This is a genomic window from Rhodococcus sp. BP-332, from assembly GCF_019836065.1.
Classification (GTDB): Bacteria; Actinomycetota; Actinomycetes; order Mycobacteriales; family Mycobacteriaceae; genus Rhodococcoides.
Genome location: NZ_JABUEC010000003.1, coordinates 863383 through 877744, shown reverse-complemented (window position 1 = coordinate 877744; position 14362 = coordinate 863383). Strand labels below are relative to the sequence as shown.

Genomic DNA, 14362 nt, shown 5'->3' with positions numbered 1-14362 from the left:
ACAAAAAAGAACCGGTCCCTCCCCGACGGGAAGAAGGAGAAGAACCAGCAAACCAAAACAAAATATTGGCACTGACATTCATCGACACACTGTTGAGTTCTCAAAGAACACGCACACACCACCACCACCCACACGAAGCAGGAGGATCCGGGGCAACCGTTCCAGCCTAGCCAGCCGCACGGAGCCGAGTCAAGACTCGAACTCTTCGGTGACCAGGATGTCAGATGATCTACGGAGCCGGTGATCGAGGCCTTGCGGTCTCGGTCCGTGTCCGTGTCGCTCTGACTCGACAAAAGTTACGCGACGGATAACAGTGCGTCAAATCCGCAGGTCGGCCACACGACGGGCTCGCGACCATGCAGGTCAGCGCGCCGCTCCGGCGCCTCGCGGGCCTTCGAGTGCTCGAACCCCGACTGTGACCCCGCGCACGCGTGGCTCACACCGAGCGCCGTACGCCGGCCATGTTCTTCTTACCCCGACGCAGCACCAGCCACTCACCGTGCAGGAAGTCGTCCGCGGAGGGAGTCCAGTCCTCGGCAGCGATCTTCTGGTTGTTGACCGACACTCCCCCCTCCTTCACCACACGACGGGCGGCGCCCTTCGACTCGCACAGCGACGTGTCGACAAGAAGGTCGACGATCGTGCGCTCCTCCCCTGCCGGCAGCTCGGCGACGTCGGTCTCCGACAGCGCGGCCGACAGTGTCCCCGCGTCCAGGTCGCGAAGCTCTCCCCGGCCGAACAGGGCGGAGCTGGCAAGTTCGACGGCCGCGGTGTTGTCCGCGCCGTGCACCAGCGTCGTCATCTCCGCCGCCAGTCGCTTCTGCGCCGCGCGGGCCTGGGGTCGTTCTGCCGTCGCCGCCTCGAGTTCCGCCAGCTCGTCACGATCGAGGAACGTGAACCAGCGCAGGTACTTCACGACGTCGGCGTCGGCCGTGTTCACGAAGTACTGGTACCAGGCGTACGGCGACGTCATCTCGGGGTCGAGCCACAGGCTTCCGCCACCGGTGGACTTACCGAACTTCGTGCCGTCCGCCGCAGTGACCAGAGGAACGGTCAGCCCGTGCACGGCGTCGCCGTCCATACGTCGGGTGAGATCGATGCCCGCGACGATGTTGCCCCACTGATCCGATCCGCCGACCTGCAAGGTGCATCCGTGCTGCCGATGCAGGTGCAGGTAGTCCTGCGCCTGCAACAACATGTAGCTGAACTCGGTGTAGGACATCCCGTCCGATTCGAGGCGCTTCTTCACCGTGTCCCGCGCCAACATCACGTTGACGGAGAAGTGCTTGCCGATGTCGCGGAGGAAGTCGATGGCCGACAGCGACGCGGTCCAGTCGAGGTTGTTCGCGATGACCGCACCGCCGGCACCCTCGAAGTCGACGAAGCGAGAGAGCTGACCCTTGATGCGATCGGCCCACTCGGCCACCGTGTCACTCGAGTTCATGACGCGTTCGCCGACGTCACGCGGATCACCGATGAGTCCGGTGGCTCCGCCGGCCAGCACGATCGGACGATGACCCGCACGCTGGAAACGTGACAGGACCAGCAGCGGAACGAGGTGCCCTGCGTGCAAGCTCGGTCCCGTCGGATCGAATCCCGCGTAGAGGGTGATCGGGCCGTCCGCGGTGGTCGCCGCTGTCAGTGCCTCGATGTCTGTCGACTGGGCTATCAGTCCACGCCAGGTCAGGTCCTCGATGATGCTCACACCGCTGATTCTTTCGCATGCACGCACGTCACCCGACGGCGCCCTCAGGCCTGAGTACCGGGCTCCCCGGCGGGGTCTGTCGGAGCTCGCGGGCTCCGTCTATAGGCAGACACGGCCACCGAGGGAATCCAGAAACGCCACGGACGGTCGGGAGCGGTGGACACGCCGACACGAGGACCTGACTGTACCGGTGACGCCGTCTCGTCCGACAGCGTCACCGACACTTCCGCGCTCTCGACGAAGACACGAACACCGTTGTGGGCCAACGACAGTGCGAGAACACTCCCGACGTTGCCAGGTCCGCGCGCCATACCGAACTCCGGTGCGCGGGGCCGCCGCGTCCTGGCGACCGCGAGACCGTCGACGACCTCACCCGCGCGGATCAGGACGGCGCCGGCCGTTCCGTCAGGACCACAGACGATGTTCGCGCACAGATGCATCCCGTAGCTGAGATAGACGTACAGGCGACCGGGCGGCCCGAACATGACCGAGTTGCGCGGTGTGGGGCCTCGGAACGAGTGCGCCGCGGGGTCGGGCCAGGGTCCGCCGGGATCTCCGCCGTACGCCTCCACCTCGACGATGCGCAGCGTGACGCCGGCGCAGGTCAGACTGGCGCCGAGCAGACGCGTCGCCGCGTCGACGGGAGTCGCGGACCCGAGAAGTCGTTCGGACGGCAGTACGGGGCCGGTCATGTCGGCGATCGACGAGTCGCAGTCGCTCCCGTCACTCCGCGATCGGAGCGGGCGCGGTCGCCCGGGCCAGAATGTCCTCGTGCTCGGCGTCGGTGGCGTCACGCGCATCGTCGATGAGCAGCACCGGAATGCCGTTCTCGATGGGGTAGACACGGCGCAGCCGGGGGTTGTAGAGCAGCTCGTCCTGGATCAGCAGAAGCGGACCCTTGTCCTGCGGGCAGGCGAGAATGCTGTGCAAGCGAGCATCGACGCTCAAGAGGACTCCTCGTTCCGTCGTCGCGTCGGTCTTCCGACGCGGTCTCACCCTACTGATGCGCGGTGAAGCGCTCCGCCGCCACTGCCTTCGTCATGCGCTTGTACTCGCCGGACGTCGACGCCAGATACCAGGTCTTGACCCCCGGACCGGGCAGTCCGGCAGCGCGCAGCGTGTCGTCGAGTGGTCGGAACGCGCGGCTCAGCGGGATGTCCGCGACCACGTGCACGACGTCGGGTCGCTCGGCCGGATCCAACACCAACAGCGCATCCGACACCATCGACGCCGTGAGGTTCTGACCCGCCCGCACGGTCACCGCGCACACCGACCACTGGTCACCGTGCTCCCCGATGCCGTACGCCACGGCCAGGTCCACCGGCTCCGCCTCGCCGATCGCGTCGGCTATCGGCTGCGGGTAGACGGGTCCGCGTGCGGTGGTGATCACCGAGCGCTTGTGCCCGAGCAACCAGTAGTCACCGCCCTCGTCCCGGCGGAACAGCAGGTTGGTCGGAGTCCACACGTCGCCGGCACTGAAGACACCACGCATGAACGCGCCGCTGGAGTCGTCCAGTCCGGGACGGCCGAGCAGCAGGCCGGGTTCGCCGGTCTCGCAGTGTCGGACGAATCCCTGCTCGTCCACGAGGTACCGACCCGAGACGGCGTCGTATGCCGCGAGTTCCACCCGTGCACTGCCAGGCAGCGGGCGACCCTTCGCCCCGATCTTCGTTCCCGCCACGTTCGCGAGGACGACGTCGCCCTCGGTGGACGCGTAGAACTCGAGTACCCGCGCAGGTGCCAGTCGTTCGAGCGTGTGCCGCCACAGGTTGGTGGGCATGCCCGATCCGATGAGGAGCCGTACGGCGTGCTGTCCTCGGTGCGGAAGGGACTCCGACGTCAGGATGTCCCGCATCATGGTCCACGTGTAGGACACGACCGTGACGCCGTAGCGCTGCACCTCGTCCGCGAAGCGCTCGGGCTCGACACCGCGCGACAGCGCGATGCGGGACCCGCCCGCCAACGCGCCGCCCACCGCCACGAGCAATCCGGCCGAATGGTGCAGCGGCGCCAGGCAGTACACGGTGTCGCCGCGGGACAGACCTGCGGAGCTGGCCGTACCGAAGGCCGACAGAGCCCAGCGGTAGTTGGTGATGAACTTGGCATCCAGGGTGTCGTCGTTCCCGCTGAACAGCACGAAGGCGAGTTCCCGTGCGCGCCCCGGGTTGGGGACGTACCACCCCGGCAACTCCACCGTCGACGGGTCGACCTGCTCGAGATCCACGACCAGGTCGGAGTCCTCGATGTCGAGCGAGCGGGACTCACCGCCGCCCAGGACCAGCACGTCCAGTCCGTGGTCGACGGACCCGGCCAGATTGTCGGGGTCGACGATCAGCAGTTCGACGCGCCCGAGTCGCAGCGACGCCGAGAGATCGCTGGTGGGCTGCAGCATGACGGCCACCGCGCCGATGCGGGACAGTGCGGCGACGGCGGCGAGTGCGCTCGGACGTGTCTCCATCAGCACGCCGACGTGCATCGCGGGGCGTACACCGTTGACGATCAGGCCGCGCACCACGTTGTCGATGCGCTGGTCCACGGCGGCGTAGGAGTACACACGGTCGTCGAACACGAAGCACTCACCGGCACTCGCGCGCCGAGCCTGCTCACCGAGCAGACGACCGAGGGAGACCTGCGAATGAGGTTGCAGCTGGCCGAGTCTGGCGAGACGGGGCAGTGTGCGAGCGGCCTCGGACGAGATCTCACGAGACCCCTTCACGGCCCCGGCCGCCGCCGAGGCGATGCCGCGACCGAGACCCAGGCCGACCTCGGCGATGGTGGCCGCGGTGTGGACGAGACGATTTCCCACCGACACGCCGCTCTCCGAGGCCGGGTGCTCGTCGTACCCCATGGCGTGCACCTCGACCGGCCGCGGCCCCAGGCCCTCGCGCCACCGGATCCACCCCGCCGTGCTCGGCCACGTCTGCGTGGCCGCGGTGCTCCCCACCACCAGTCCGAAGTGCCCGGCGCGGAGCCCTGCTTCGTACACCTTGGCCCGCGGAGCCGCCTTGCGGATGCCGCGCACCGCGAGCGGTTGGCCGATGTCGTCGACCTCCCCCACGAACGCGAGGATCGGCATGGTCAGTTCCGCGAGTGAGACGACCTTGCCGCGGATGGAGAACCCACCCGTCATCATGCGGTTGTGCACGACGAACTGCGTCAACAGTTCTGCGACCGCCGGGCCCGACCAGGCGACCCACCCGTCCATCGCGAGGAACCGGCGCTGGGACTCGCGGGGCAGGAGTGCGTCCCGGTCGTGGAGCTGGAGCAGGAAGTCGATGCGCGACTTGACGGTCTTGGCCGGGTCGAGCAACTGGAACCCGGTGCGGGCCATCCAGTCGGTCACCGCGAGACGCGTGAACACGTGCTCGGCGAGGAACTCGGCACCCTTGGTGGCAACGTTCGCCGGGATCCCGAGAGGGAGCGCCGCGAGGGTGTCCACCGGACTGCCGAACGTGATGATGCTGGCGATGTCGCGACTCGAGCGGTACGCGGCGGCCTGGTAACAGAACATGCCTCCCTGCGAGTACCCACCGAGGTGGACCTCGCGACCCGTCCGCTCGGCGACGATGTCGATGATCTCGCTGATCGCGACGATGTGGTCCGCCAGCGTCCGGTTCCACCCGCCCTCCTCGGTGGCCGGCGAACCGAAGTCGACCACCCAGGGGTCCATCCCCGCCTCGTGCAGGATGCCGACGCCGCCCTGGTCGCGGGTGACGTCGTAGACGTCGGCCGACATCATCATCGGCGGTACGAGCACGACGGGCGGACCCGTCTGCTCGGACTCCGGGAAGTACCGACGCAGCCGGTACATACGATCGCGCGCGACCACCGAGAAGGGAGACGGAACGGCATCCGTCTCGAGTCCCCCGAGACGGATGACCTCGAGCCCGTTCTGCGCCGTGGCGACCACACGCCGCAACGACGTCGCGACCGACCCGGTGTCGATTCCCAGCAACTGCACTCCTCGAAGGCGGCATCGATTCGGTCGGTGTGGTCCACGACTCGTCGACCGATGAGGACACAGCGTCTCACACCACTCCGACCGCTCGGATCGGGTCGTCCCGTCAGGCCGTGATCCACGTCCTGAGCTCGCCCGCGGTGCGCTGGACCACGATGATCTGCTCCGCCACCCGTGCGGGCGCGGTACCGCCGCGGCTGTCCCGCGAGCCGATGGATCCGTCGACGGTGAGCACCGAGCGGACCTCCGGCGTGAGCGCCGGGTCGATCGTCGCGAACTCCTCGTCGGTCAGTTCGTCCAGACCCACACCGCGCGACTCCGCACGTCGCACGCAGTCGCCTGCCACCTCGTGGGCGTGCCGGAACGGCACACCGTTGCGGACGAGCCACTCGGCGATGTCCGTCGCCAGCGTGAATCCCGCCGGCGCCAGCTCGCGCAGCCGGTCGGTGTGGAAGGTGAGGGTGGACACCAACCCGGTCAGGGCAGGCAGAAGCATCTCGAGCTGCAACACCGAGTCGAAGACGGGCTCCTTGTCCTCCTGCAGATCACGGTTGTACGCGAGGGGCTGAGCCTTGAGCGTCGCGAGCAGACCGGTGAGATTGCCGATCAGTCGCCCGGTCTTGCCGCGCGTGAGCTCCGCGACGTCCGGGTTCTTCTTCTGCGGCATGATCGAACTGCCCGTCGACCATGCGTCGGCGAGTGTCACGTAGCCGTACTCCGGGGTGCTCCACGACACGATCTCCTCGGCGAGACGCGACAGGTCCACGGCAGTCATGGCCAGGACGAACGCCGCCTCGGCGGCGAAGTCGCGCGAACTCGTCGCGTCGATCGAGTTCTCCGCGGAACCGTCGAACCCGAGCTCCGCGGCGATCTTCTCCGGGTCGAGTCCGAGCGACGAGCCCGCCAGGGCGCCCGAACCGTAGGGCGACACCGCGGCGCGGCCGTCGAAGTCCCGGAAGCGCTGCACGTCCCGCAGCAGCGGATGGGTGTGTGCGAGCAGATGATGCGCGAGCAGGACCGGCTGCGCGGCCTGCGAGTGCGTCTTGCCCGGCATCGCCGCGTCGGGATGTGCCTGCGCCTGCCCGGTGAGGGCCTCGACCACGTCCAGCACGCCCGCCGACACCCGCCGCACCGCGTCCCGCAGCCACATCCGGAACAGGGTCGCGACCTGGTCGTTGCGCGACCTGCCGGCACGCAACCTGCCGCCGAGCTCGGGACCGACCCGGTCGATCAGCCCGCGCTCGAGTGCGCCGTGCACGTCCTCGTCGGACTCTGCGGGACCGAACGCACCCGAGTCGACGTCGACGGCGAGCTGATCGAGGCCGGTGAGCATCGCCTCGAGATCGCCCGCCGTCAGCAGGCCGGCCGAGTTGAGCACACGTGCGTGAGCCTTGGAGGCACGGACGTCGTACGGGGCGAGCACCCAGTCGAAGTGGGTCGACTTGCTCAGCGCCGCCATGGCTTCCGCGGGACCCGACGCGAAGCGCCCACCCCACAGAGCGCCCGCGTTGGTGCCGTGAGCGGGTGACGTCACAGGTCCGACTGTCCCTGCGCCGCCACCGCGCCACGGTCACGGCTGGCGGCGATCTTGGACGACAGGCCGTGCAGCTGCACGAAGCCCTTGGCCGACGACTGATCGAAGGTGTCGCCCGCGTCGTAGGTCGCGAGGTTGAAGTCGTACAGCGACTCCCCGCTGCGACGACCGTTCACGACGACGGTGCCGGCGTGCAGCACCAGGCGGATCTCGCCGGACACGTGCTCCTGGGTGTGCTGGACGAAGGTGTCGAGTGCACCCTTGAGCGGCGAGAACCACAGGCCGTCGTAGACCTGCTCGGCCCACTTCTGGTCCGTGTGCCGCTTGTAGCGGCCGAGCTCGCGTTCGAGGGTGACGTGCTCGAGCTCCTCGTGGGCACGGATCAGGACCATGGCGCCGGGAGCCTCGTAGACCTCGCGGCTCTTGATGCCGACGAGCCGGTCCTCGACCACGTCGAGGCGGCCGACACCCTGCTTGCCCGCACGGGTGTTCAGTTCCTGGATCGCCTGCAGCACCGACACCGGGCGGCCGTCGATGGCGATCGGGCGTCCCTTGTCGAACGTGATGACCAGCTCGTCCGGCGCGTTGAAGTTGGCCGTCGGATCCTCGGTGTAGTCGTAGACGTCCTTGGTCGGGGCGTTCCACAGATCCTCGAGGAACCCGGTCTCCACGGCGCGACCCCACACGTTCTGGTCGATCGAGAACGGCGACTTCTTGGTGACGTTGATGGGGATGCTGTTCTCCTCGGCGAAGGCGATGGCCTTCTCGCGGGTCCAGGCGTAGTCGCGCACGGGGGCCAGCACCTCGAGCTCGGGCGCGAGCGTGTTGAAACCGACCTCGAAGCGCACCTGGTCGTTGCCCTTGCCGGTGCAGCCGTGAGCGACGACGGTGCCGCCGTGCGAGCGCGCGTTCTCGACGAGGTGCTTGACGATGAGGGGACGGCTGATGGCCGACACCAGCGGGTAGCGGTCCATGTAGAGGGCGTTCGACTGGATGGTCGGCAGGCAGTACTCGTCCGCGAACTCGTCCCGAGCGTCGACGACGACGGCTTCGACGGCGCCGCAGTCGAGTGCGCGCTGCCGGATGACCTCCATGTCCTCGCCACCCTGGCCGAGGTCGATCGCCACGGCGACCACCTCCTTGCCGGTCTCGCGGCCGATCCAGCTGATGGCGACAGAGGTGTCGAGACCGCCGGAGTAGGCGAGGATGACGCGTTCGGCCATGGGGTGTGTGCTCCTTCGTGTGATTCGGACGTTCTGGGATTGAGACTGGTGGTTCAGCGCGCGAGATTCTCGATGCGGTCGGCGAGCTCGCGTCCGGACAGCGGATCGCGGGCGATCACGAAGATGGTGTCATCCCCCGCGACCGTTCCCACAATCTCGGGCAGTGCCGCCCGGTCCAGTGCACTGGCGAGATAGTGCGCGGCTCCGGGCGGCGTGCGGAGAACGGCCATCGTGGAGCTGGCGTCGGTGGAGACGAGCAACTCGCCGAGCAGCCGGGAGAGCCGATCGGTGCCGCCCGCGACCCCTCGGACCGGGCTGCCGTCCTCGGGAACGACGTAGACGCCCGCACCGCCGTCGGCGGCGCGAAGTTTGACGGCGCCCAACTCGTCGAGATCGCGGGAGAGAGTGGCCTGGGTGGCCTCGATCCCCTCCGCCGCGAGCAGCGACTGGAGTTCCTGCTGCGATCGGACCTGGTGGGTGGAGAGCAGGGCCACGACGCGCGCCTGGCGCCCGGCGCGCGTCGACGACGTCACCGGGCCCTGCGACTCGGCGGTCACGGCGTCCGTCGTCCCGATGCCGCCTGCTCGAGCAGCCACACCAGGACGGCCTTCTGTGCGTGCAACCGGTTCTCGGCTTCGTCCCACACGACGCTGCGAGGGCCGTCGAGCACCGTGTCGCTGATCTCCTCGCCGCGGTGGGCCGGGAGGCAGTGCAGGACGAGTGCCTCCGAGTCGGCACGATCGAGCAGCGACTCGTTGATCTGGAACGGGCGGAGGGGTCCGACGCGGTCCAGGCCGTCGTTCTCCTGTCCCATCGACGTCCATGTGTCGGTGACCAGCACGTCGGCTCCGGTCGCGGCGGCGATCGGATCGTTCGTGACGGTCACGCTCGCTCCCGTCCGCTCACCGCGCTCCTGCGTGGCCGCCAGCACCGACGGGTCCGGCACGAAGCCCTCCGGGGCGGCGATCGTGACGTCGACGCCGGCGGTGACGGCGCCGAGCATGAGGGAGTGCGCCATGTTGTTGGCACCGTCGCCGAAGTACGAGAGGCGCAGACCTCTCAACGATCCCTTGCGCTCGGCGAGCGTCTGGAGATCGGCCAGCACCTGGCAGGGGTGGAAATCGTCGGACAGCGCGTTGACGATGGGCACGCTCGCCCCCGTCGCCATCTGCTCGAGGCGCTTCTGCCCAAACGTGCGCCACACGACGGCGTCGACGTAGCGGGACAGCACGCGCCCGGTGTCCTGCAGCGTCTCCTCGCGTCCGAGCTGCGTGCTGCGGCCGTCGACGACCACTGCGTGGCCGCCGAGCTGCGCGATGCCCATCTCGAACGAGAAGCGGGTGCGCGTCGAGTTCTTCTCGAAGATGACGCCGACGCCGCGCGGACCCTCCAGCGGGCGCCGCGAGAACGGTGCCTTCTTGAGTTCGGCTGCGAGAGCGAGGATCTCGGCCTGCTCCTCGGGGGAGAGATCGTCGTCTCGAAGGAAGTGCCGCAGTGTCACGAGGTCGCCTCTGCTGTCGGCCGCGCCTCGTCGAGGACCGCGGGAAGTGCACGGACGAACGATGCTGCCTGCTCGTCCGTGATGATCAGGGGCGGCGCCAGACGCAGGACGTTCGCCTGCGCCGCGTTCACCAGGAAGCCTGCGTGACGGGCCGCGGTCTCGACATCGGCCGCCACCGGCTCGGTGAGGACGATGCCCAGCAGAAGGCCCGCACCCCGTACGCGATCGACGAGGGGATGTCCGAGCGCCTCGATGTCGTGTCGCAGGATCTTGCCCAGCCGGTCGGCGTGCGAGAGCAGATCCTCGGACGCGAGAGTGCGCAGCACCGCCAGGGCCGCCGCCGAACACACCGGGTTGCCACCGAACGTGGTCCCGTGCTTGCCCGGGGTGAGCATGGCGGCTGCCGGGCCGATGCCGATGCAGGCGCCGATGGGCAGTCCCCCGCCCAGCCCCTTCGCCAGGGTGATGACGTCCGGGACGATGCCGAACCGCTGATGGGCGTAGAACCACCCCGTACGGCCGATGCCCGTCTGGACCTCGTCGAGGATCAGCAGGGCGCCGTGGCGCGCAGTGATCTCGCGCGCTGCGGGCAGATAGCCCTCCGGCGGGACGACGACTCCGCCCTCACCCATGATCGGTTCGAGGAAGACGGCGGCCGTGTTCTCGTCGACCGCCGCCTCGAGCGCGGCGATGTCGCCGTAGGGAACGTGCGACACACCGGCGGGCATGGGCTCGAACGGAGCCCGCTTGTCCGCCTGCCCCGTGAGCGCGAGGGCTCCCATGGTCCGACCGTGGAACGCGTTCTCCGCCGCGATGATGTTCGGTCGACCCGTGAGACGCGCGATCTTGAAGGCGGCCTCGTTCGCCTCGGTGCCGGAGTTGCAGAGGAACACCCGAGCATCGCCGCCGGCCGCGTGACCGAGGTGCTCGAGGAGGTGCTCCGCCAGTTCGATCGACGGCGGCGCCGCGTAGAGGTTGGACGTGTGGCCCAGCGTCGTCAGCTGGGCGGAGACCGCCTCGACGACGGCAGGATGTCCGTGGCCGAGGATGTTGACCGCGATCCCGGCGAGGAGATCGAGGTACTCCTTGCCGTCGGCGTCCGTCACCACGGCTCCCGAACCACCGACCAGCGCCACGCGCGGCACGCCGTAGTTGTTCATCAGCGCATTCGAGAAGCGTTGCTGCAGTTGCTCCGTGCTGGTCATGCCCGTCCTCTCGTACTGCCGTCGTGCACCATCGTGCCGATGCCCTCGCCGGTGAACAGTTCCAGGAGCACGGAGTGCTCGAGTCGACCGTCGATGACATGGGCGCTGGGAACTCCCCCGCGCACCGCGCGCAGACACGCCTCCATCTTGGGGACCATGCCGGCGTCCAGGCCGGGCAGCAGTTCGGCGAGGACGTCCGCCTCGATCTCCGAGACGAGCGACCCGCGGTCCGGCCAGTTCGTGTAGAGCCCCTCGACGTCGGTGAGGACGACGAGCTTCTGCGCGCCGAGCGCCTCCGCGAGGGCCGCGGCCGCGGTGTCCGCGTTGATGTTGTGCACGACGCCGTCCGCGTCGGGAGCGATGGTCGAGACGACCGGGATGCGCCCGGCCTCGATGAGGTCGTGCACCGCAGCGGGATTCACCGTCGTCACGTCGCCCACCAGACCGATGTCGGTGGCGACACCGTCGACGGTCACGGTGCGTCGAGTCGCCGTGAACAGGTGCGCGTCCTCGCCGGAGATGCCGACAGCGTAGGGGCCGTGCGCGTTGATCAGTCCGACCAGCTCGCGACCGACCTGCCCGAACAGGACCATGCGCACGACGTCCATCACCTCGGGCGTCGTCACGCGGAAGCCGCCGCGGAACTCCCCCACCAGTCCGAGTCGAGTGAGCATGGCGGTGATCTGGGGACCGCCGCCGTGCACGACCACCGGGTGGATACCGACGGTGCGCAGGAACGCCATGTCGGCCGCGAACGCGGCCTTGAGTCGATCGTCGATCATGGCGTTGCCGCCGTACTTGACCACGACGACCTTGCCCGTCCACTGCTGGAGCCACGGGAGGGCGCCGGCGAGGATGCGTGCGGTGTCGTGTGCGGACACGGGCTCGGACGACGTCATGACGAGTACGCCGAGTTCTCTTCGACGTAGGCGTGCGACAGATCCGTGGTCCTGATCGACGCCGACGCGGAGCCGACACCGAGGTCCACCTCGACCGTGATGTCGACGGCCGAGAGATCGACCTCACGAGCGCCGGGCACACCCATGCTGTCGACGCACACGGGATTGCCGTTGAACGACACGACGATGCGATCGGGATCGAGCGCGACCGGCGCGATGCCCACAGCGGCGAGAACGCGGCCCCAGTTGGGATCGGAGCCGAACAGCGCCGTCTTGACGAGGGAATCGCGTGCGATGGTTCGCGCCGCCACGAGTGCGTCCTGTTCGGACTCGGCACCATCGACCCTGACGATGATCCGCTTGGTCACGCCCTCCGCATCGGCCATCAGCTGATCCGCGAGGTCGTCGCACACCGCGAGGACAGCGGCGTCGAGTTCCTCCTGTGTCGCCTCGATGCCGCTGGCACCGGACGCGAGGAGCAGCACCGTGTCGTTCGTGGAGGTCGCGCCGTCCACGTCGAGTCGGTCGAAGGACTGTGCCGTCGCGTGCCGGAGGGCGCGATCGAGCTGATCGGCGCTCGCCACGGCGTCCGTGGTGACGACACACAGCATCGTCGCCAGCGAGGGCGCCAGCATGCCGGCGCCCTTGGCCATGCCGCCCACGTTCCAGCCGTTCTCGTGGTGGATCGCGGCCTGCTTCGGCCGGGTGTCGGTCGTCATGATCGCGTAGGCCGCATCGGTGCCGCCCGAAATGCCTCCGGCGAGCTCGTGCACCACCTCGGTGACACCGCCGAGCACCTTGTCCATGGGCAACCGGTCGCCGATCAGTCCGGTCGAACACACGGCGATCTCGCCGGCGCCCGTCTCGGTTCCCCAGTCGCTGAGGGTCGATGCGAGGTGCTCGGCGGTACGGTGCGTGTCCTGGAATCCGGGCGCACCGGTGCAGGCGTTGGCGCCGCCCGAGTTCAGGACGACGGCGCGGAGCCGACCGGAGGTCAGCACCTGCTGCGACCACAGGACGGGCGCAGCCTTGATCTTGTTCAGGGTGAAGACACCGGCCGCTGCCAGATCGGGGCCCTCGTTGACCACGAGGGCGACGTCGAGGCCCCCCTTGGCCCGGAGACCGGCCTCGACCCCGGCGGCCCGGAATCCCGCTGCCGACGTCACACCCTGTGTGCGGACGAGAACCCCGGGAGCGCGCGTGGGGGCGCCGGGAGAGGACTGGCTGTGGTCGGTCATGGTGCTGTTCCCACCGTGGAGAGTCCGGCGCTCTCGGGGAGTCCGAGAGCGATGTTCATCGACTGCACCGCGGCACCGGCGGTGCCCTTCGTCAGATTGTCGATGGCGGCGAGGACCACCAGCAAGCCCGCGTCCTCGTCGACCGCCACCTGCAGGTGGACCGCGTTGGACCCGAGCACCGACCCCGTCTGCGGCAGCTGCCCCTCCGGGAGAAGGTGGAGGAAAGGTTCGTCGGCGCAGTACTTCTCGTAGACCGCACGCGCCTCGGAGGCCGACACTGTCGTCGGAGCGGTGCACGTCGCCAGGATGCCGCGCGGCATCGGAGCCAGCACAGGAGTGAACGACACGATCACCTCGGTGCCGGCGATGGCGGACAAGTTCTGCGTGATCTCCGGCGTGTGGCGATGCGCGCCGGCGATGCCGTAGGCACGGACCGACCCCATGACCTCGGAACCCAACAGGTCCGGCTTCGCCGCGCGACCGGCGCCGGAGGTGCCGCTCACGGCCACCACGGTCACGCGGGGCTCGACCATGCCGGCAGCAAACGCGGGCGCCAGAGCCAGCGACGAGGCCGTGGGATAGCACCCCGGGACCGCGATGCGCGTCGCTCCGACCAGGGCGTCCCGACCACCGGGCAACTCGGGCATGCCGTACGGCCAGTGTCCGGCGTGTTCCCCGCCGTACCAGCGATCCCAGGCGGCGGCGTCGGTCAACCGGAAGTCGGCACCGCAGTCGATGATCAGCGTGGAGTCCGACAGCTGTTCGGCGAGGGCGGCTGACTTCCCGTGCGGGAGCCCGAGGAATACGACGTCGTGCCCCTCCAGGGCCGCGGCGTCCGTGTCCACCAGCACGCGGTCCGCGAGCGGAACGAGATGCGGATGGTGTTGCCCCAGCGTGGTTCCGGCGTTTCCACCGGCCGTCAGGGCGCCGATGGTCATCCGGCCGTCGAGCACTGCCGGGTGTCCGAGCAGCAGACGCAGGATCTCGCCACCCGCGTAGCCACTGGCGCCCGCGACGGCCACCCGGGTGCCCGTCGATGTCGATGCACTGTCCATACGATGATTATGCATGACGGTGCAAGCTCATTCAAAAGCGGCGC

General features: G+C 68.8%; 12 protein-coding genes. All 12 read right to left on the bottom strand.

All coding sequences use genetic code 11. The features are described 5' to 3' along the window. Window positions 1–436 precede the first annotated feature (436 nt). Window positions 437–1705 carry a tyrosine--tRNA ligase gene (gene tyrS, locus HQ314_RS15265; RefSeq protein ID WP_037186630.1) on the bottom strand — a complete coding sequence of 423 codons (1269 nt, stop codon included), beginning with the start codon at window positions 1703–1705 and terminating at the stop codon, window positions 437–439. Window positions 1706–1749: 44 nt separating this feature from the next. After that, on the bottom strand, window positions 1750–2397 hold the full coding sequence (locus tag HQ314_RS15260) for a DNA-3-methyladenine glycosylase (RefSeq protein ID WP_222650471.1): 648 nt from the start codon (window positions 2395–2397) through the stop codon (window positions 1750–1752). Between the two features lie 31 nt (window positions 2398–2428). Beyond that, window positions 2429–2653, bottom strand: coding sequence for a Trm112 family protein (locus HQ314_RS15255; RefSeq protein ID WP_027506733.1), 225 nt, complete (start codon window positions 2651–2653; stop codon window positions 2429–2431). A gap of 49 nt (window positions 2654–2702) precedes the next feature. Next, window positions 2703–5660 (bottom strand): AMP-binding protein, encoded by a 2958-nt coding sequence (locus HQ314_RS15250; RefSeq protein ID WP_056448110.1) that lies wholly within the window; start codon window positions 5658–5660, stop codon window positions 2703–2705. Between the two features lie 109 nt (window positions 5661–5769). Next, a complete protein-coding gene (gene argH / locus HQ314_RS15245; protein WP_222650470.1) occupies window positions 5770–7197 on the bottom strand; it encodes an argininosuccinate lyase in 1428 nt (475 codons plus the stop codon). Next, a complete protein-coding gene (locus HQ314_RS15240; protein ID WP_056447988.1) occupies window positions 7194–8420 on the bottom strand; it encodes an argininosuccinate synthase in 1227 nt (408 codons plus the stop codon). The genes argH and HQ314_RS15240 overlap by 4 nt, the downstream gene beginning before the upstream one ends. A gap of 53 nt (window positions 8421–8473) precedes the next feature. Then, complete coding sequence (locus HQ314_RS15235) at window positions 8474–8977, bottom strand: arginine repressor (protein ID WP_027506737.1); 504 nt, start codon at window positions 8975–8977, stop codon at window positions 8474–8476. Further along, entirely contained in the window at window positions 8974–9921 is a 948-nt protein-coding gene (gene argF, locus HQ314_RS15230) for an ornithine carbamoyltransferase (protein WP_027506738.1), read from the bottom strand. Before argF ends, HQ314_RS15235 begins: the two co-directional genes overlap by 4 nt. Further along, window positions 9918–11126 (bottom strand): acetylornithine transaminase, encoded by a 1209-nt coding sequence (locus HQ314_RS15225; RefSeq protein ID WP_222627008.1) that lies wholly within the window; start codon window positions 11124–11126, stop codon window positions 9918–9920. The genes argF and HQ314_RS15225 overlap by 4 nt, the downstream gene beginning before the upstream one ends. Next, on the bottom strand, window positions 11123–12025 hold the full coding sequence (gene argB, locus HQ314_RS15220; RefSeq protein ID WP_027506740.1) for an acetylglutamate kinase: 903 nt from the start codon (window positions 12023–12025) through the stop codon (window positions 11123–11125). Before argB ends, HQ314_RS15225 begins: the two co-directional genes overlap by 4 nt. Further along, window positions 12022–13263 (bottom strand): bifunctional glutamate N-acetyltransferase/amino-acid acetyltransferase ArgJ, encoded by a 1242-nt coding sequence (gene argJ / locus HQ314_RS15215; protein WP_222650469.1) that lies wholly within the window; start codon window positions 13261–13263, stop codon window positions 12022–12024. The genes argB and argJ overlap by 4 nt, the downstream gene beginning before the upstream one ends. Continuing rightward, the gene (gene argC, locus HQ314_RS15210; RefSeq protein WP_156380537.1) at window positions 13260–14318 is read right to left on the bottom strand and encodes an N-acetyl-gamma-glutamyl-phosphate reductase; all 1059 of its coding nucleotides are present in this window, start codon (window positions 14316–14318) and stop codon (window positions 13260–13262) included. Before argC ends, argJ begins: the two co-directional genes overlap by 4 nt. Window positions 14319–14362: the final 44 nt, after the last annotated feature.

What these genes read in the sequence shown, in the direction of transcription:
- HQ314_RS15260 (WP_222650471.1), bottom strand. Translation starts at nt 2,397, where the DNA reads ATGACCGGCCCCGTACTGCCGTCCGAACGACTTCTCGGGTCCGCGACT.
- HQ314_RS15240 (WP_056447988.1), bottom strand. Translation starts at nt 8,420, where the DNA reads ATGGCCGAACGCGTCATCCTCGCCTACTCCGGCGGTCTCGACACCTCT.
- HQ314_RS15225 (WP_222627008.1), bottom strand. Translation starts at nt 11,126, where the DNA reads ATGACCAGCACGGAGCAACTGCAGCAACGCTTCTCGAATGCGCTGATG.
- argB (WP_027506740.1), bottom strand. Translation starts at nt 12,025, where the DNA reads ATGACGTCGTCCGAGCCCGTGTCCGCACACGACACCGCACGCATCCTC.
- argJ (WP_222650469.1), bottom strand. Translation starts at nt 13,263, where the DNA reads ATGACCGACCACAGCCAGTCCTCTCCCGGCGCCCCCACGCGCGCTCCC.
- argC (WP_156380537.1), bottom strand. Translation starts at nt 14,318, where the DNA reads ATGGACAGTGCATCGACATCGACGGGCACCCGGGTGGCCGTCGCGGGC.